Source organism: Caulobacter sp. P1_D6, assembly GCF_056406095.1.
Genome location: NZ_JBFUAW010000002.1, coordinates 1 through 17,710, shown reverse-complemented (window position 1 = coordinate 17,710; position 17,710 = coordinate 1). Strand labels below are relative to the sequence as shown.

Annotated in this window: 14 protein-coding genes; 9 read left to right on the top strand and 5 right to left on the bottom strand. The window is 69.3% G+C overall.

Annotation, left to right across the window (positions count from 1 at the left end; all coding sequences use genetic code 11):
* Positions 1 to 95: 95 nt before the first annotated feature.
* Positions 96 to 2,687 carry an aminopeptidase N gene (gene pepN / locus AC1DYP_RS00825; RefSeq protein WP_477044713.1) on the bottom strand — a complete coding sequence of 864 codons (2,592 nt, stop codon included), beginning with the start codon at positions 2,685 to 2,687 and terminating at the stop codon, positions 96 to 98.
* Between the two features lie 112 nt (positions 2,688 to 2,799).
* Here pepN and AC1DYP_RS00820 point away from each other — a divergent pair, with 112 nt between their 5' ends.
* Positions 2,800 to 3,297 carry a YkgJ family cysteine cluster protein gene (locus AC1DYP_RS00820; protein ID WP_477044712.1) on the top strand — a complete coding sequence of 166 codons (498 nt, stop codon included), beginning with the start codon at positions 2,800 to 2,802 and terminating at the stop codon, positions 3,295 to 3,297.
* Between the two features lie 68 nt (positions 3,298 to 3,365).
* Positions 3,366 to 4,268 (top strand): lysostaphin resistance A-like protein, encoded by a 903-nt coding sequence (locus AC1DYP_RS00815; RefSeq protein ID WP_477034658.1) that lies wholly within the window; start codon positions 3,366 to 3,368, stop codon positions 4,266 to 4,268.
* Here AC1DYP_RS00815 and AC1DYP_RS00810 read toward each other — a convergent pair.
* On the bottom strand, positions 4,265 to 4,834 hold the full coding sequence (locus AC1DYP_RS00810; protein ID WP_477034657.1) for a hypothetical protein: 570 nt from the start codon (positions 4,832 to 4,834) through the stop codon (positions 4,265 to 4,267). The two genes, AC1DYP_RS00815 and AC1DYP_RS00810, sit on opposite strands and share 4 nt — an antisense overlap.
* Before the next feature lie 147 nt (positions 4,835 to 4,981).
* Here AC1DYP_RS00810 and AC1DYP_RS00805 point away from each other — a divergent pair, with 147 nt between their 5' ends.
* The 3 genes from AC1DYP_RS00805 (at position 4,982) to AC1DYP_RS00795 (ending at position 9,121) form a co-directional block, all read left to right on the top strand.
* Entirely contained in the window at positions 4,982 to 6,097 is a 1,116-nt protein-coding gene (locus AC1DYP_RS00805) for an acyl-CoA dehydrogenase family protein (RefSeq protein WP_477044711.1), read from the top strand.
* 11 nt (positions 6,098 to 6,108) lie between these two features.
* Entirely contained in the window at positions 6,109 to 7,332 is a 1,224-nt protein-coding gene (locus tag AC1DYP_RS00800; protein ID WP_477044710.1) for an acyl-CoA dehydrogenase family protein, read from the top strand.
* Between the two features lie 79 nt (positions 7,333 to 7,411).
* Positions 7,412 to 9,121, top strand: coding sequence for a phospholipase D-like domain-containing protein (locus tag AC1DYP_RS00795; protein WP_477044709.1), 1,710 nt, complete (start codon positions 7,412 to 7,414; stop codon positions 9,119 to 9,121).
* On the opposite strand, the gene AC1DYP_RS00790 is transcribed toward AC1DYP_RS00795, so the two are convergent.
* A complete protein-coding gene (locus AC1DYP_RS00790) occupies positions 9,118 to 10,920 on the bottom strand; it encodes a vWA domain-containing protein (protein WP_477044708.1) in 1,803 nt (600 codons plus the stop codon). The genes AC1DYP_RS00795 and AC1DYP_RS00790 overlap by 4 nt on opposite strands.
* Before the next feature lie 219 nt (positions 10,921 to 11,139).
* Here AC1DYP_RS00790 and AC1DYP_RS00785 point away from each other — a divergent pair, with 219 nt between their 5' ends.
* From AC1DYP_RS00785 to AC1DYP_RS00770, 4 genes are read left to right on the top strand one after another with little or no spacing between them, the layout of a single operon-like run.
* On the top strand, positions 11,140 to 12,651 hold the full coding sequence (locus tag AC1DYP_RS00785; protein ID WP_477044707.1) for a tetratricopeptide repeat protein: 1,512 nt from the start codon (positions 11,140 to 11,142) through the stop codon (positions 12,649 to 12,651).
* Positions 12,648 to 14,090 carry a right-handed parallel beta-helix repeat-containing protein gene (locus AC1DYP_RS00780; RefSeq protein ID WP_477044706.1) on the top strand — a complete coding sequence of 481 codons (1,443 nt, stop codon included), beginning with the start codon at positions 12,648 to 12,650 and terminating at the stop codon, positions 14,088 to 14,090. Before AC1DYP_RS00785 ends, AC1DYP_RS00780 begins: the two co-directional genes overlap by 4 nt.
* Entirely contained in the window at positions 14,087 to 14,620 is a 534-nt protein-coding gene (locus tag AC1DYP_RS00775) for a hypothetical protein (RefSeq protein WP_477034650.1), read from the top strand. Before AC1DYP_RS00780 ends, AC1DYP_RS00775 begins: the two co-directional genes overlap by 4 nt.
* Positions 14,614 to 14,781, top strand: coding sequence for a hypothetical protein (locus tag AC1DYP_RS00770; RefSeq protein ID WP_477044705.1), 168 nt, complete (start codon positions 14,614 to 14,616; stop codon positions 14,779 to 14,781). Before AC1DYP_RS00775 ends, AC1DYP_RS00770 begins: the two co-directional genes overlap by 7 nt.
* A 23-nt stretch (positions 14,782 to 14,804) precedes the next feature.
* On the opposite strand, the gene AC1DYP_RS00765 is transcribed toward AC1DYP_RS00770, so the two are convergent.
* Both AC1DYP_RS00765 and AC1DYP_RS00760 read right to left on the bottom strand, forming a co-directional pair.
* Positions 14,805 to 16,298: an amidase gene (locus tag AC1DYP_RS00765; RefSeq protein ID WP_477044809.1), complete on the bottom strand. Its 1,494-nt coding sequence runs from the start codon at positions 16,296 to 16,298 to the stop codon at positions 14,805 to 14,807.
* 185 nt (positions 16,299 to 16,483) lie between these two features.
* Positions 16,484 to 17,269: a thioesterase family protein gene (locus AC1DYP_RS00760; protein ID WP_477044704.1), complete on the bottom strand. Its 786-nt coding sequence runs from the start codon at positions 17,267 to 17,269 to the stop codon at positions 16,484 to 16,486.
* Positions 17,270 to 17,710 lie beyond the last annotated feature (441 nt).

Below are 17,710 nucleotides of genomic sequence, written 5' to 3'. Positions count from 1 at the left end.
CGACGAACCGTGGTTTTGACCGGGCATGAGCCCTTTAGTCGCAACTGGCGCGCCGAAGAATCGTCTCAAACTCGGCGCCAGCGGGAGCCGGAGCGTCAGTCCAGGGCCCGCGAGACCAGCTCCAGCACGTTTTTCGACAGGCCGACATGGCCTCGAATGCGTTCCAGTTGCTCGCGCATCAGGGCGCCGAGCTCGGGGATATAGCGCCGCCAGGCCCCCAAGGGCTCGACCAGCCGGGCCGCCGTCATCGGGTTGAAGCCGTCCACGGCCAGGATCTGGTCGGCCAGGAAGCGATAGCCGTCGCCGCTCTCGTCGTGGAAACGGGCCGGATTGCCGCTGGAGAAGCCCTGGACCAGGGCCCGAAGGCGGTTGGGATTGCCGGCGTCGAAGTCGGGATGGGCGGTCAGGGCCAGGATCCGGCCGATCGCGCCTTCGCCCGGGTCGCGGGCCTGGGCGGCGAACCACTTGTCCAGCACCAGCGGTTCCTCGCGCCACTTGGCGTGGAAGGCCGCCAGGGCCTTCTCGGCCGGCTCGCCGCCGATCGTCACCAGGGCCGACAGGCCGCCCATGGCGTCGGTCATGTTGGCGGCGCTTTCGAAGTGGCCGACGACGCGCTCGACATTGACCGCGTGCGGATCGGCCGCCAGCAGGTCGCAGCAGGCGTTGCGCAGGGCGCGCTTGCCGGCCGCCCGGGCGTCGGCCGAGAACTCGCCGCCGCTCTGCAGGTCGCCGTGCAGCCGCCGCAGCAGGTCGCCCAGGTGGACGGCGATGACGGTCTTCAGATGGCCGCGCGCCGTGTGGATGGCGGCCGGATCGGCCGGATCGACGGCCAGGCTGAGGTCGCCCTCCGTGGGCAGGGCCAGCAGCAGCGCCTTGAAGGCCGGGTCCGAGGCCTCGTCGACCAGGGCCTTGCCCAGGGCGTCGGCGTAGCGTTCTTCGCCCACCTCGTCGGGGGCGCCGGCGGCTCGGCCCAGGATCAGCTCGCGAGCCAGGGTCTGGCCGGCTTCCCAGCGATTGAACAGGTCCGGATCCGCTGCGAACTGCACGTAGCGGTCGACGGCGCGGGTGTCGGTGGTCAGGTTCACCGGGGCCGAGAAGCCGCGCAGGGCCGAGATCACCGGGATGCTCTCCACGCCTTCCCAGCGCACGGTCGTGGCGGCCGAGTCGAGCATCACGACCTCACTGTCGCGCAGCACCTCGCCGTCGCCGTCCAGCAGGCCGATGGTCACCGGCACGGGCAGGGGGCGCTTGGTCGGCTGGCCGTTGGTCGGCGCCGTGGACTGGGTCAGCGTGATCTCCAGCGCCTTGGCCGCCTCGTCATAGGCGTGGGTCAGCGACACCGCCGGGGTTCCGGCCTGTTCGTACCAGGCGAAGAAGTCGCCCATGTCGCGGCCAGAGGCGTCGGCGAAACAGGCGATGAAGGCCTCGACCGTGGTCGCCTCGCCGTCGTGGCGCTCGAAGTAGAGGTCCAGGCTCTTGCGGAAGGTCTCGGCGCCCAGGATCGTCTTGAGCATCCGGATCAGTTCGGAGCCCTTCTCGTAGATCGTGGCGGTGTAGAAGTTGTCGATCTTCATGTAGCTCGACGGTCGCACCGGGTGGGCCAGGGGACCGGCGTCCTCGGCGAACTGGCGGGCGCGCAAGGCTTTCACGTCCTTGATCCGCTGCACGGCCTCGCCGCGCATGTCGGCGCTGAAGCTCTGGTCGCGGAAGACGGTCAGGCCTTCCTTCAGGCACAGCTGGAACCAGTCGCGGCAGGTGATGCGGTTGCCGGTCCAGTTGTGGAAGTACTCATGGGCCACGACGCTTTCGATGCGCTCGTAGTCCATGTCGGTGGCTGTCTCGGGCGCCGCCAGCAGCAGGGAGCTGTTGAAGATGTTCAGCCCCTTGTTCTCCATGGCCCCGAAGTTGAAGTCGCGCACGGCGACGATCATGAACAGGTCCAAGTCGTACTCGCGGCCGAACGCCTCCTCGTCCCACTTCATCGAGCGCTTGAGGGCGTCCAGGGCGTAAGCGGCGCGCGGGGCCTGGCCGGGGTCGACGAACACCTTCAGGGCCACGGTGCGGCCGCTCATGGTGACGAAGCTGTCCTCCAGCACGTCCAGCTCGCCGGCCACCAGGGCGAACAGGTAGGCGGGCTTGGGGAAGGGGTCGTTCCAGACGGCGAAGTGACGACCGCCCTCCAGTTCGCCGGACTGCAGCAGGTTGCCGTTGCTCAGCAGGTGGGCGAAGGCCTTGTCGGCCTCGATCCGCGCCGTGAAACGGCTCAGAACGTCGGGACGGTCGGGGAAGAAGGTGATGGTCCGGAAGCCCTCGGCCTCGCACTGGGTGCAGAAGCGGCCGCCGGACATGTAGAGGCCCATCAGCGCCTTGTTGGCCGACGGATCGATCTCGACCTCGGTGGTCAGCACGAAGCTGTCCGGAACCGTGTGGATCGTCAGGCCTTCGCCGTCGAGGCTGTACTCGTTGGCGCTGAGCGCCTGGCCGTCGATGGCCGCCGAGATCAGCTTCAGCCGCTCGCCGTTCAGGAACAGCGCCTCGCCGGGCGCGCCGGTTCGTTTGATCGCCAGCGTCGCCCTGACCCGCGTGGCGGCGGGTTCCAGCCGGAACTCCAGGGCGGTGGTCTCGATCAGGAACGGGAACGGGCGATAGTCCGAGAGCCGGACGGGCTGGGGCGTGTCTGTGCGCATGACGGCAATGTAGGCAAGGACGTGTGGCGGGGCGAGGGCGCACTTGACCCGATCGTCGATTTGTCCGCGAGTGCGCGCCGTCGATCTGGGATGGTCGATCCGGGGATGGTTCATGAGCGTGCGGGAATGCGGCGCGTGCGGTCAGTGCTGCAAGCTGATCGGCGTGCGCGAGCTGGAAAAGGCGCCGCACGTCTGGTGCCGCTACTACAAGCGCGACAAGGGCTGCGGTATCTACGAGGTCCGGCCCCAGGGCTGCGCCGACTTCGCCTGCGACTGGCTGCTGGACGAACGGCTGAACGACGACTGGCGGCCTGACCGCAGCGGCTTCGTGCTGCATGCGGGGCAGGGCGGACGGGTCATCAATGTCGAGCTCGATCCGACCCAGCCGACCGCGTGGCGGCGCGCGCCGTTCGAGGCGACCCTGCGCGGCTGGGCCAGCGCCGGCGCGGCCGATGGGCTGGAGGTGCTGATCTGGGTGGGGCGGCGCTGCTGGCGGCTGACGCCGACCGGCGGCGAGATCGACCTGGGCGTCGTGCGGCCGGCGGTGGCGTTCGCCGCGCACAGCCGCCTGCGCAGGCCGGGCTCCGGGCGCGACTGGCCGCCAACCTGAACTGTTCTTCACTTGAACCCGACCGCCATCCCGCCAAAGCTGGGCTCAGTTTTCAGGGATTGTGCTTCATGTCGCTTACGGACGTTTCACCACCCGCTGGTCTCGATATTGGGGCGGAGCGCTTCCTGCATCCCGGACCCCTGCGCTGGCTGAGGTCGCTGGGCTGGGGGGCGCTGCTGTTCGTGGCCTTCATCTTCGCCTACGCGCTGGCCAGCAAGGTGGGCGAGCCCGCCGAGGGCGCCAGCGGCACGCCGCTCAGCGTCGTCCTGGTCGCCGCGCTCAGCGCCTTGGGGCTGGCGCTCTATGCCGGCTTCGTGCGCCTGGCCGAAGGCCGCTGGCCAAGCGAACTGGGCCTCGAGCAGGCCGCGCCGGAACTGTTGACCGGACTGGTGGTGGGAGCCGCGATGCTCAGCGCCGTGGTCGCGGCCCTGCTGATGTTCGGCCTCTACGACATTTCGGGACCGCGGGCGTCTTCGCCGTGGGCCATGGTCAATGTCGGTATCGCCTCGGGATTCTTCGAGGAGCTGATCTTCCGGGCGATCGTGCTGCGACTGCTGATGCGGGCCTTCGGGATCTGGCCGGCGTTGGGCCTGTCGGCGGCGTTGTTCGGTGCGTTGCACCTGGCCAATCCCAACGCCACGCCTGTGGCCGCGATCGCCATCGCGGTGGAAGCCGGCCTGATGCTGGCCTCGTTCTACCTGCTGACCGGCCGCCTGTGGGTGTCGATCGGCGTGCACGCGGCCTGGAACTTCTCCCAGGGCTGGATCTGGGGCGCGCGGGTCTCGGGCATCGAGGTCAAGGAGAGCCTCTACCTGAGCGCGCCCAAGGCCGGCGCGCCCGACTGGCTGAGCGGCGGCGCCTTCGGTCCGGAGGCCTCGGTCCCGGCCATGGTGATCGGCACCGGCGTAGCGATGGTGGTGCTGTACTGGGCCTGGAAGCGCGGGAATTTCAAGCCGCGCTCGGAAGCTTAGCCCGCCTCGACGACGCCCGGCGCGGCCTCGGCGGCGGCCGGCACCTCGTAGAGGCCGCGTTCGATGGCCGAGGCGCGCTGGGCCAGGGCCACCAGGGCCGGCGGCGCGTCCTCGGGATTGTCGGCGGCCAGCTCGATCAGTTGGCGGGTCAGGGCGTGAAGCTGCGGCGCGGCGGCGATCAGCCGGGCCTGGAACTCGATCTTGCGCGGATCGCGATCGTATTCCGCGCCGGGCGTGCGCCAGCCGCCCCAGTCGTTGGGATCGGTGACCACCACCGGATAGGTGCCGGGATAGGGGTGGTGCAGGCAGTCGCTTTCCTGCTGCCACTTGTTGCGGGCCCGCAGGATGCGCCAGTTGGCCACCGCGGCGCCGCCGGATTCGTCGATGCGGTCTTCCGCCTTCAGCTCGCCGGCCTGGAACTCGCGACCCAGGCCCACGTCGTAGGTGACGCGCACGGGTTCGTCGAAGCCCTTGGCCCAGACCGGCACGATCTTCTCGATCGTGGCCCAGGCGCCGACGCTCTCGACCCACACCTTCTGGTTCCGCTGAAAGACGGTCTTTGCCACGCACGCGTTCTCGCTGAGTTCGGGACCGCCATAAGAACCTGAAATCCTTGACGCGAGGTCAATCTTTCCCTCGGGCGAACGATCGTTCATCGTGCCCTCAAGACGCGTCGCCACCCACAAGAGCGGGCGCCAAGGGAGGGAATCCAGGTGGATTTCGACTATTCCGACGATCAGAAGTTTCTGAAGGACGAGGCGCGCAAGTTCCTTGCCGCCCGTTGTCCCTCCTCGGTGGTGCGCGGCGTCCTCGACGATCCGGCCAAGAGCTACGACGCCGGACTGTGGAGCGCGGTGGCTGAACAGGGCTGGCTGGGGGCGGCCATTCCCGAGGAATACAACGGCCTGGGCCTGGGGCGTGTGGAGCTGTGCGCCATCGCCGAGGAGCTGGGCCGGGCCGTGGCGCCGATCCCCTTCGCCTCGACGGTCTACGTTCTGGCCGAGGCCGTGATGGCCCATGGCAGCGACCCCCAGAAGGCGGCCATCCTGCCGCGCATCGCCGCCGGCGAACTGATCGGCTGCCTGGCGACCTCGGAAGGTCCCGGCGTGATCACCCCCTCGGCTCTGCAGGCGAAGGTCGAGGGCGGCAAGCTCAGCGGCGTCAAGATCCCGGTCACCGATGGCGACGCGGCCGGCATGGCCCTGGTGCTGGCCAACGAGGGCGGGCGTCCCGGCCTGTTCCTGGTCGACCTGAAGGCCAGCGGTGTGAAGGTCGAGACCCTGGACAGCCTGGACCCGACGCGCGGCGTGGCCCGCCTGACCTTCGACGGCGCGGTCGCCGACCGGCTGGGCGAGGCGGGGCAGGGGTTTGAGCTGGTGCAGGCGATCCTCGACCGCGCCGCCGTCCTGCTGGCCTTCGAACAGCTTGGCGGGGCCGATCGCTGCCTGGAGATGGCCCGCGAATACGCCCTGGGCCGCTACGCCTTCGGCCGCGTGATCGCCGGCTACCAGGCGATGAAGCACAAGATGGCCGACATGTACGTCAAGAACGAGGTGGCCCGCTCCAACGCCTATTACGGCGCCTGGGCCTTGAACGTCGATGCGCCGGAACTGCCGACCGCCGCCGCCGCCGCCCGCATCGCCGCCTCGGACGCCTTCTGGTTCGCCAGCAAGGAAAGCGTCCAGGTGCATGGCGGCATGGGTTTCACCTGGGACGTCGACTGCCACCTCTACTACCGCCGCTCGCGACAGCTGAGCCTGGTGGCCGGTTCGCCCAAGCTCTGGAAAGAGCGGCTGGTGAGCGAGCTCGAGAAAAAGAACGCGGCTTAGGGACAAAGATCATGGATTTCAACGACTCCCCCGAGGAAGCCGCCTATCGCGAGAAGGCCCGCGCCTGGCTGGTCGAGGCCGCCGCCGCGCACCGCGCCGAGCATGGCGAGCCCAAGCCGACCACACCCGAGCACATGGCGGCGGGCAAGGCCTGGCAGGCCCGCAAGGCCGCCGCCGGCTACGCCTGCATCACCTGGCCCGCTGGCGTGGGCGGGGGCGGGGGCACGCCGATCCAGTCGGTGATCTTCGGCCAGGAAGAGGCCAAGGCCGGTGTCGGCTACGGCTATTTCACCATCGGCCTGGGCATGTGCGTGCCCACGGTCATGGCCTTCGCCAACGACGAGACCAAGCAGCGCTTCGTCTCGCCCGCCGTGAAGGGCGAGGAGATCTGGTGCCAGCTGTTCTCCGAACCGGCCGGCGGATCGGACGTGGCGGCCCTGCGCACCCGAGCGGTCAAGGACGGCGATGACTGGGTGATCAACGGCCAGAAGGTCTGGACCACCGGCGCCCACTACTGCGACTACGGCATCCTGCTGGTCCGCACCGATCCCGACGTGCCCAAGCACAAGGGCCTGACGATGTTCTGGATCGACATGCGCGATCCGGCGGTCGAGTGCCGGCCGATCCACCAGATGTCGGGCGGGCGCGAGTTCAACGAGGTCTATTTCACCGACCTGCGGGTCAAGGACAGCCAGCGGCTGGGCGCGGTCGGCGACGGCTGGAAGGTCGCCTTGGTCACCCTGATGAACGAGCGGCTGGCGGTCGGCGGTTCGGCCGGACCGGACTATCGCCAGGTGATGGAGCTGGCGCGCGGTCTGTCGGGCGCCAACGGTCCGGCCCTGAAGGACACGGCCTTCCGCGAGAAGCTGGCCGACTGGTACGTCAATTCCCAGGGCCTGAAATATACCCGCTTCCGGACCATGACCGCCCTGTCGCGCGGCCAGACGCCGGGACCTGAAAGCTCGATCGGCAAGATCATCTCGGCCAACCAGCTGCAGGACCTGGCCAACACCGCCGTCGAGGCCCAGGGCGAATACGGCATCCTGACCGATCCGGCCTTGGCGCCCATGGAGGCGGCGTTCCAGCAGAGCCTGATGTGGGCCCCGGGCCTGCGGATCGCCGGCGGCACCGACGAGATTCTCAAGAACATCATCGCCGAACGGGTCCTGGGCCTGCCCGGCGACGTGCGGGTCGACAAGGACGTGGCGTTCAAGGACATGCCCACCGGACGCTAGTCGCGGCCCGCTCAACGAGACTCGCCTTTAAGGTGCGTCTCGTCCATGCTCCCGTCCAAATGGGCGTGGAGGCGGGCGGATGCGCGCTAGAGCTTCGAAGGACGGCCTGACGGTCAGGGTCATCGCGGGGACGCACGCGGCCTTGCTGGCGTTCGACGTGGCCGACGAGCGCCGCGCCGGATGCCTGGGCTTTTCGATCGAGCGCACCGACGTCGGCACCGGCGACCGCCGCTGGCTGCCCAACTCGCTGCGCTTCATGAGCGATCCGAACCCGGAATGGGTGACGACCGCCCGGGCGCCGCTGCAGAAGTTCCGCTGGGGCGACTACACCACCGAGCCCGGTAGGCTCTATCGCTACCGGGTGGTCGCCCGTTACGGAACGCCGGCGGAGATCCTGGCCCAGGGCATTGACGCCGAGCGCCCCGGCGGCTTCGACGCCATCCCGGGCGGCGTCGCTCTGGAACTTCGCACCGAGGACTGCCGCAACGAGGCCACCTCGATCTTTTTCAACCGCGGGGCCGCGGCCAGCCAGGCCTACGTCAACAAGTTCGGCGACAACGACCCCGACGATATCCCCGAGGCCCTGACCTGGCTGTCGCGCGGCCTGGAAGAGGGGCTGGTGGCGTTCATCGCCAAGGCCGACGGGCCGGACTTCGCCCTGCACGGCTGCGTCTACGAGTTCGAGAAGCCGACGCCGATCCGGGCGCTGATCCAGGCCCAGAAACGCGGCGCCGACGTGCACATCGTCTATCACGCCCGAAAAGGGGGCAACACGGCCGACGAGAACAGGCACGCGATCGAGAGCCTGAATGTCACCTTCCCGACGACGCCCCGCACCCAGGGCTCGGCGATCATGCACAACAAGTACCTGGTGCTGCTGCGCAAGGACGCGGCCGGGTCGCTGAAGCCGATCGCGGTGTGGACCGGGGGCACCAACTGGACCGAGGGCGGCATCTACGGCCAGTTGAACGTCGGCCACGCGGTCTACGACGCCGGTGTCGCGGCGACCTACGAGGCCGGCTTCCAGGTGTTGGCCCAGGACCTGAGCATCAACGACACCCAGGCCAGGAACGACGTGATCACGCCCACGCCGCTGAGCCGGGCGGCGCTGCAGCACGGCGCGACGCCGCTGTTCTCGCCGCAGAACGGGCTAGCGATGCTGGATCTCTACGCCGACGTCTGCAAGACGGCCAAGGTGCTGATGGTCAGCGCGCCCTTCGCCCTGCACGAGAAGATCCGCAACGTGCTGGGATCTCCGAGCGACGGGGCGATGCGGTTCATGCTGGCCGACAAGGAAGGGTCATACGGCGCGAAGGGCAATATCGACGCGCTCAACACCGACCCGGGCAACATGGCCGCCGTGGCCAAGCCGTTCGAGGGCATCAAGCTGGCCGACTTCCAGAAGCGAAAGCTGGATCGCGACCGGCTGATGATGGACGAGGGCTTCCACCACGCCGGCATCCACATCCACTCCAAGATCATCCTGGCCGACCCGTTCGGGCCCGACCCCATCCTGATCACCGGCTCGGCCAACTTCTCGACCAACTCGACCGTGAACAACGACTCCAATGTGCTGGTCTTCCGGGGCGACACGGCGGTGGCCGACGTCTACGTCGCCGACTTCATGCGGATGTTCGAGCACTACTGGTTCCGGTCGCGCAAGGACCAGAAGCTGGAGGCCAATCAGGTCTTCGCCCTCAAGGACACCGACGCCTGGTCCGAAAAGTACTTCACCCCAGGAACGCGCGAGCAGCGTGACCGCCTGGCGTTCCTGGGGCTGATCACCTAGCTCCCTTTCACGTCCTTGGCCGCCCGGGCCAACTGCACGAACTCGGCGCGCAAGCCGTAGGGGTCCTCGCCCCGTGCTCCCTGGGCCAGGCCGGTGACGGCGTCCCAATCGAAACCGGTGTCGACCCACGGATCGCCGCGCAGCTTCTGGCCGTAGGCGGCCACGGCCACGGCGAAGCGGGTCGACTCCGGGGCGGCGGCCAGGCTCGAACGCACGTCGGCGCCGCCGATCGGTCGCTCGATCAGCCTGGACGTCGAGCCGCCCGGCGGCTTGTAGCGGATCTTCAGGAAGGCCAGCTCGCTCCCGCCCGTCGCCGCCGCCGGCTTGCCGCCGTAGCGCAACGGATCGGACGAGGGCTTGGCCCCCACGGGGGTGATCTCGTAGATCGCCGTCACCGACGCGCCCGAACCCACCTCGCCGGCGTCGACCTGGTCGTTGTTGAAGTCCTCGCGATTGAGCAGCCGGGTCTCGTAGCCGATCAGCCGGTATTCGCTGACCTTGGCCGGATTGAACTCGACCTGGATCTTCACGTCGTCGGCTATAGGAAAGAGGGCGCTGTCGAAGTCGTCGCGCAGCAGCTTGCGGGCCTCCTGCAGGCTGTCGACATAGGCCGCCGCCCCGTTGCCGTTCTGGGCCAGGGCCTGCATCATCGTGTCGTTGTAGTTGCCGCGACCGAAACCGTAGACCGACAGGTAGACGCCGCTCTTGCGCTGGTCGGCCACGAAGTCCTTCAGGCGCGCCGGTTCGGCGATCCCGACATTGAAGTCGCCGTCGGTCACCAGGATCACCCGGTTGACGGCCTTGGGGTCGAAGTTCTGCTTGGCCAGGGCGTAGGCCAGCTCCAGGCCTCGGCCGCCGGCGGTCGAGCCGCCCGAGTGCAACGCGGTCAGGGCGCAGCGCATCTTCAGCTTCGAACGTCCGTCGGTAGGCGACAGCACCGCTCCGGCCGAGCCGGCATAGGCCACCATCGCCACGCGATCCTGCGGTCGCAGCTGATCGATCAGCACGTTCAGCGCCTTCTGGGCCAGCGGCAGGCGGTCGGGTCCGGACATCGAGCCCGAGGTGTCGATCAGGAACACCAGGTTCAGCGGCGGCTGGCCGGCCTTGGGCGTGGCGTAGCCTTGCACGCCGATGTGCAGCAGCTGCCGGTCCTTGGACCAGGGGGAGGGCACGACGGCCACGGTCGGCTTGAACGGCGGCTCCTTGGCGGTAGGGCGGGCGTAGCCGTAGTCGAAATAGTTGACCAGCTCCTCGACCCGGACCGCGTCGCGCGGCGGGGCGGCGCCCTCGTTCAGGAACCGGCGGACATTGGCATAGGCGGCGGTGTCGACGTCGATCGAGAAGGTCGACACCGGCTCCTCGGCCACGCGCTTGACCGGGTTGGCGGCCGCGCCGGGGTACTTCTCGGTGTCGCGGACGGGCGGTTGGAATCCGGGGCGACCAGGCGGGAAGGCGCCGATATCCGCCGCCAAGCCGCTGTAGGACATCGGAGCCGGCGGCGGGGGAGGCGGCGGGGGCGGAGGAGGCGGCGGACCCGCGAATCGTTCCTGGACCGGCGGGATCGGCAGAGGAGGCGGCGCGACGCCGGTCGGGGCGGTCTGCGTCAGGGTCGCTCGCTTTCGAGCCTGCGCCATATAGCCACCGTCATCGCGCGACGCATAGCCGAGCGCCGCGCAGGCCTCCGGCGTCACGGCCCCATCGCCGGGCGACGGTGAGGCAAGGCTCGGGGCGCTCGTGGAACTGGCGATCAAGAACGAAAGAGCGGTGGAGCCGAGGACGCGAACGAGACCTGACGCCATGATCTGAAATCCTCTCAAGGTTGCGCATCATGCTGGCGCGCGCCGTGTGGCGAAAGCTGGGCCATGACTGAAAACCTAGGGATTCTCCTGAGACGAGAATCCTTCTGTGGGCATCTTCATGACCGTCTTGCGAACAGCGTTCCCTGAGCTTGACAGTCACTACGGCCAAGCACATGAGTGATTTGGAAATCATGGTTAACGGCGTGCTGAGGGGGAGCGATGCACGAGACCAGCAATGCTGTTTCTCATCTCGCCGCCCTCAAGCGTGGGCTGGCCTATCTGGTTGAACATCGTGCGACGCTGATCCGCCGCGTGCCGGTCGGCGCCGTCGTCGCGGCGGTGGTGATTCCGCTGGTCGGCTGCGACACCGGACCCAACTTCCTGTTCCACAAGCGCGCCAGCGCCTGCCCCCGGCCGCAGGCCGCGCAGGGCGTTTCGGGCCAGTTCAATCAGCAGCAGCAGGAAATCCGCGCCCTTCGCCAGGGCGGCTTCCGAGGCGACTTCTTCGCCCAGCTGGAGCTGGCCCGTCGCTACGAGGGGCAGCGCGGGGTCGACAAGAATCTCGAGGACCCGGTCGAGGCGGCGGTCTGGTACGCCATGGCCCTGGCCAATTCCGGCGGCTATTCGCCGATCGCCGCCTACGAGCGCCGCAACGGCAAGGACAAGGGTCCGCTGTCGCGATTCGACGACTGCCGCGCCTTCGAACGGCATGCCGCCTATGGGGCGCTGGACCGCCTGCTGTCGCGGATGTCGACCGAGGAACGCGAGAAGGTCCGCAACCGCGTGATCTACGTGCTTTCCACCCAGGGGGCCGACGGCTACCGGGTGCTGGCGCGGATGCACGACGGCTTCTTCGGCCCCTTCGGCGAGCCGTCCGACAACCTGCAGGCCATCGAGGCCTACGGGTCGGCCAAGCGCACCGGCGCCCCGGCCGCGCTGGACCTGTTCCGCCGCAACGACGTCGACGCCTATCTCTACAATTACCTGGCGGTGCAGACCGGCGACGTGTCGGCCTATGTGATGCTCAAGGACTTCGAGCGATCGTCGCCGCAGCGGGCCTCCTACGGCGGCTTCGTCGAGACCAAGGCCAAGCGCTGGATCCCGCCGTACGAGTTCTACCCGCCGGAATCGCCCGACAGCGGCGTGCCGCATTCCGACGAGAGCGATCCGTCGGGCGACGCCAAGGAGGCGGCCCTGGCGCGGCTGAACGAACTGCCGTTCGTGCACATCGGCGAGGCCCTGGCCTATCTGCGAGTGATCCCGTCGCCTGTGCTCGACGAGCGCATGCTGAGCACCAACGACGCCCAGACCTTCCAGGCCATGATCGGCCGACCGATCACGGGCCGCCTGACGAACATCGAGAAGGTGCGCGCCGTCCAGTACGCGGCGGTCAACGGCTCGTCCAAGGCCCAGCTGGTGCTGGCGGTGATGTACTCCGAGGGCGTGGGCGTGCCGCGCGACTACGCCCGGGCCTATCACTGGTACGAGGAGGCCGAGCGCCAGGGGTCGGCCGAGGCCAAGTACGCCATGTCGACCTTCTTCTCGCTGGGCCTGCAGGGCGTGGCCGACCAGGACCGGGCCAAGGCCGTGGTCTACCAGCTGGACGGGGCCCTGGCCGGTTTCAAGCCGTCGGTCTGGCGGCTGCAGCAGCTGCTGTCGCAGGTCTCGCGGCCGCCGCGCGCCGCCGGCGAGCCTCGGCCCCAGCCCTATGCCGAAAGGGACTATCGATGATCCGCCTCCGCACGCTCGTCGCGGCCTTGGCGGCCGGGACCATGGTGGTTGGCGGCCTGGCGCTCGGCGTCGCGCCGCAGGTCGCCGTCGCGGGATCGCCCGACGCCAAGATCGACCAGCAGATCCGCCCGTGCTTCGGCCTGCTGCTGGATCCGAACCTGTCGTCCGGCTGCCGGACCAAGCACTATCGCAAGCACAAGCCGCGCTACGGCACGGGCTACGGCTACGGCCGGGCCGGGCGCTATCGCACCTGGGTGGACTGCGACCGGGCCTATCCGGGCGAGGTCAGCGAGGTGCTGGAGCGGCTCTATGACGGCGACACCCTGACCCTGCGTTCGCGCGGCGGCGGGGCCTGCGTCGACTCGCTGAACATCACCCGCTCGGTCAACATCGTGGTGGAGGGCTATGTCCCGTCGCGCGGCCGGCCGATCCTGGTCGCGCCGATCGATCAGCCCTGCATCCGCATCGCCCCGGGGGTGGCCTACGTGGTGATCGAGGGCGTGGGCATCGACGCGATGCGGGCGGGGTCCGCCTCGTGCATCACCGGCCGCGCCACCGAGCTGGCGCTGAAGGACGTGGTCATCCGCTACGACGGCGAAGGGTCGGCGCTGGACCTCAGCGACGGCCGCCTCGAAGTCGCCAACACCACCTTCATCGGCCGCACGCGCCAGGCGGTGGTCAAGGCGACCGGCACGGTCATGGTCGACAATGTCGAGGTCGCCGCCACCGCCATCGGCGCGGCGTTCGAGGCCGGCGACGACAGCCGCATCCGCGACATGCGGGTCATCCGCCTGGGCGACTGGACCGGCTCCAGCCGCAGCCGCAACTCGGCCGGCTTCGTGCTGGCGGGCATGAACCGCTCGCAGCTGGTGCAGATCGAGGGCCTCTATGTCGACGGCTTCTCGCGCGGCATCTATGTGGGCGGCGGCGACGAGACCACGCTGCTGCGTCCCGTGGTCCGCGACAGCGACTGGGCCGTGGTGCTGGAAAACGCCGACCTGCGGGTGCTGGAAGGCAAGCTGGAAGCCACCGACGTCGGCATCTATGCGGGCTCGGGCACGGTCTACGCCTCGGACAACGCCATCGCCGGGGTGATGCGCGCCGGCCTGTTCGCCGACAACGGCGCCCAGGTGCGGGCCCGCGACAACCGCGTCTACGCCAAGCCCGGCGGCTGCGAGGCGCTGATCACCGGCTATTTCGACGGCAAGCTGACCTGCCAGCCGTGGTTCGAGGGACCGGAGCTGTTCCGCACGCCCCGCGACCGGGCGCGGCAGGACTTCGACGGCTATTGGCCCGCGCCGATCGTCACCGCCGGCGTCGCGGTGCCCGCCCTGGCCGGCGGCCCCGTCGATTCCCTGGACGCCTCGGCCGCCGCCGGCGGGCCGGTCGGCCCCGGTTCGCCGCAACCCTATGTTCCTCAAGGGGGAACTTCGCGATGAGCAAGCTCGCCGTCGGCCTGATGGCCGCCTTGATCGCCTCGACCAGCCTGGTCGGCTTCGCCTCGGCCCAGGATCGCGGCCCCGGCGGACCCGGTCCCTCCAGGCGCCCCATGCCCTGCGGCGCGCCCCTGACCGGCGAGGCGCCCGACGTCATGACCTACGACCGCGCCACCGGCACCCAGGTGTTCGTGGGCGGAAAAGGCCAGACCGAGGTCAGCGCCTTCAACCGCGAGACCGGTTCGTCGGCCGCCCTGCGCGGCGATCTCAGCCGGCCCGGCGTCACCGAGTCCTGCGCCGTCGACAAGCTGTCGGGAGACGCCTACCGCGTCAATTCCGACGGTCCTGGCGACATGGCGGTCAGCGGCCGCACGGGCCAGACCGGCGAGCGCTGGGCCTTCCGCGCGCCGGACGGCTCGACCCAGTACTGGGACCCGCGCGCCGACAACCGCTGCTTCCGCGACGGCCTCGGCCTGGGACCGAACGGCAGCCTGCCGCCGGGCCCGCGCCCCGATGGACGCTCGGGATGCTGAGGACGGCCCTGCTGCTGGGCGGACTGCTGCTGGCGCTGAGCGCCTGCGGGCCGCGCTATCCCTACTATCCGCCGAACGGCGGCCCCCCGCCGGTTCCGGTGGACCCCTCGCGGGTGACCCCGCCGCCGCCTCCGGTCGATGTGATCCGGCCGAAGGTCTGAAGTCCTCCCCCTGAGGGGAGGACCTACTTCTCCGGCGCGATCGTCTTCAGGAACTTCGGATCCTTGCGCTTCATCGTCGCCTGTTCATAGGCGTAGCCCAGGTTCAGCAGCCGCGCCTCGCTCCAGGCCGGGCCGATGAAGCTGAGGCCCACCGGCAGGCCGCCGACGTCGCCCATCGGCACGGTCAGATGCGGATAGCCGGCCACGGCGGGCAGGGTCGTGGACGAGCCGCCGTAGTGGTCGCCGTTCAGCGGGTCGATGGTCCAGGCCGGACCGGTGGTCGGGGCGACGATGGCGACCGCGCCGGCAGCCTTCAGGATCTTGTCGATGCCCTCGGGCCCGGCCAGGCGCTTTCCGTCGGCGACGGCCTTGATGTACTCCGGATCGTCATAGCCCTTGGTGGCCTGGGCCTTCTGGAAGCTCTCCTGGCCGAACCATTCCAGCTCCTTCGGGGTCGCCTCGTTGAAGGCGATCAGGCCTTCCAGCGTGCGGGTCTTGACCTTGGCCGGGTCGGTCGAGGCCAGGTAGGCGTTCAGGTCGACCTTCAGCTCGGTGTAGAGCACCACGCCCTCGGCCTTGCCGATCGGGCCTTCGTCGAAGGTCTTCACGTCCACCAGGGTCGCGCCCTGGGCCTTCAGGTCCTTCAGCGCCTGTTCGAACACCGCGTCCGTGCCCGGGGAATAGCCGGTGTAGAAGCGGGCGACGGCCAGGGTCACGCCCTTCAGCGCGTCCTTCGACAGGCCCTTGGCGTAGTCGGTCTTGCGGGCGTCGGCCTTCTTGGTCGCCGGGTCGGCGGGATCGGAGCCGGCGATGGCGGTCAGGACCAGGGCCGCGTCGGTGACCGTGCGGGTCATCGGGCCGGCGGTGTCCTGGCTGTGGCTGATCGGCACGATGTGGGTGCGCGACACCAGGCCGACGGTGGGCTTGAGGCCGACCAGGCCGTTGATCGCGGCGGGGCAGGTGATCGAGCCGTCGGTCTCGGTGCCGATCGCGGCCGGGGCCAGGTACGCCGCCACCGCCGCCCCCGAGCCGCTGGACGAACCGCAGGCGCTGCGGTCCAGCACATAGGGGTTGCGCACCGTGCCGCCCACGGCGCTCCAGCCGCTGATCGAGTGGTTGGAGCGGATGTTGGCCCATTCCGACAGGTTGGTCTTGCCCAGGATCACCATGCCGGCGTCGGTCAGCCGCTTGACCAGCGGGGCGTCGCGACCCGTGACGTTGTCCTTCAGCGCCAGGGAGCCGGCGGTGGTGGCCGTGTCGTCGGCGCTTTCGATATTGTCCTTCAGCAGGATCGAGACGCCGTGCAGCGGCCCCCGGACCTTGCCCGCCTCGCGCTCGGCGTCCAGCGCCCGGGCGTCGGCCAAGGCGTGCGGGTTCAGGGCGATGACGGCGTGGAGCTTGGGGTTGTGGATGTGATAGGCCCAGAGCAGGAACAGGGCCTGGTCCTTCGCGGTGGACTTGCCGCGGCTCAGCAGGGCCTGCGTCTCGGTGATCGAACCGCCACGCGGCATGATCATGCCGGAGGTGGCGGCCGGCGTCAGCGATTTGAGGAACTCGTCCGGCGTCTTGGCGTCCATGGCGATCGACTTGGCGGGCTCCGGGGCCGCCAGCGAAGGCGGCGCGCAGGCCAAGAGCGCGGCCATCGCGCCGCCGATCAGCAAGGTCTTCCGAGTCACGCGTCTTCCCCCAACTTGGCCAGCCCTCAGATGAACACCGCCACGTTCTGCCGCGCAACGATCAACGGCGTGCCGGCCCCGTCCCAGAGCGTCATGTCCTGGGTCGAATAGCCGTCGCCGATGGTTTCCGCCCGGCTTCGCAGCAGACGCCAGCCGTCGTCGTGTTCGCCGGGCAAGCCCACGATGTCGAGGGCCCAGGTCATGGTCGAGATCGGACCGAAGGTCGGGAACAGGGTCATGGCGGGCGGGGGCGGGGTGTCGGCCAGGGCGACCAGGGCCGACAGCGAGCGGGCGGCCGGATCGCGGTGGCGGATCCACAGCAGATATTCCGGGGCCCCGCCCGACAGCGGCCGCGCGCCGCCGGCCATGCGCACCTCGAACTGGCCCGTGAAGTTGGGGCCGCCGCGCTCGCCCGGGAAGAAGGGCTCGCACGCCTTGGGGCGGGCGACGGCCGGGCAGGGGACCTCGCTGTAAGCCACCACCGACGCCCGCGCCGCGCCGAAGGTCAGCACGCCGTGGGTGGCCACGCCTTGCTCGCCCAGCAGATCGACGGCGACGAACAGGGTCGACTTGCCCTGGCGCAGCGGCGTGACCTGGATCGACAGTTCGCCCGCCGCCGGACCCACGAAGGCGAACTGGGCCGAGCGCAGGGGCGGGGCGTCGGGAAAGGTCCGCTGGGCGGCCTCGACGCACAGCGCCGCGCTGAGCCCGCCATAGGTGGTGCGGCCCTGGCGCCAGTCGTCGGTGACCTGGGCGGTGAAGCCGGTGTCGGTGGCGGTCATGGCGGCGAGCAGGTCGGTGTAGGAGGTCACGCGGCGGCTTTCGGTTGTTTCGTATGCGAAGGTTCGTCTTCTTTCGCTACGGAAGTCAAATGCGGAGGCTTGGCGCGGCGACCACTTGCCCCCTACGGACCGCTTCGCGGTCGTCTTCCCCCACAGGGGGAAGAGGGTGCGTCCTCCGCCCCCTGTGGGGGCGGACAGGCGGCGAAGCCGCCAGGTGGGGGCAAGTCTTAGCGGGCACGGCGCTGCAAGCTCACGCCTTCGGCTGTGAGAGGGAATGGAAAGGGTCGCGGAGCGCCGGACGACGTCCGGAGTTCTTTGAATGAATACCGTTTCGACGAAGCCGACCGCTCCGCGCCATCGTTATCCGCCAGCATCCGGTGGGCAGCCCTGTTGAGGCTTAGCCGGACCCGATCCCTGTCGTTTCCGAGGGGACCAGCCGCCGAGGGCGCGGGCCAATGGGCAATACACGCG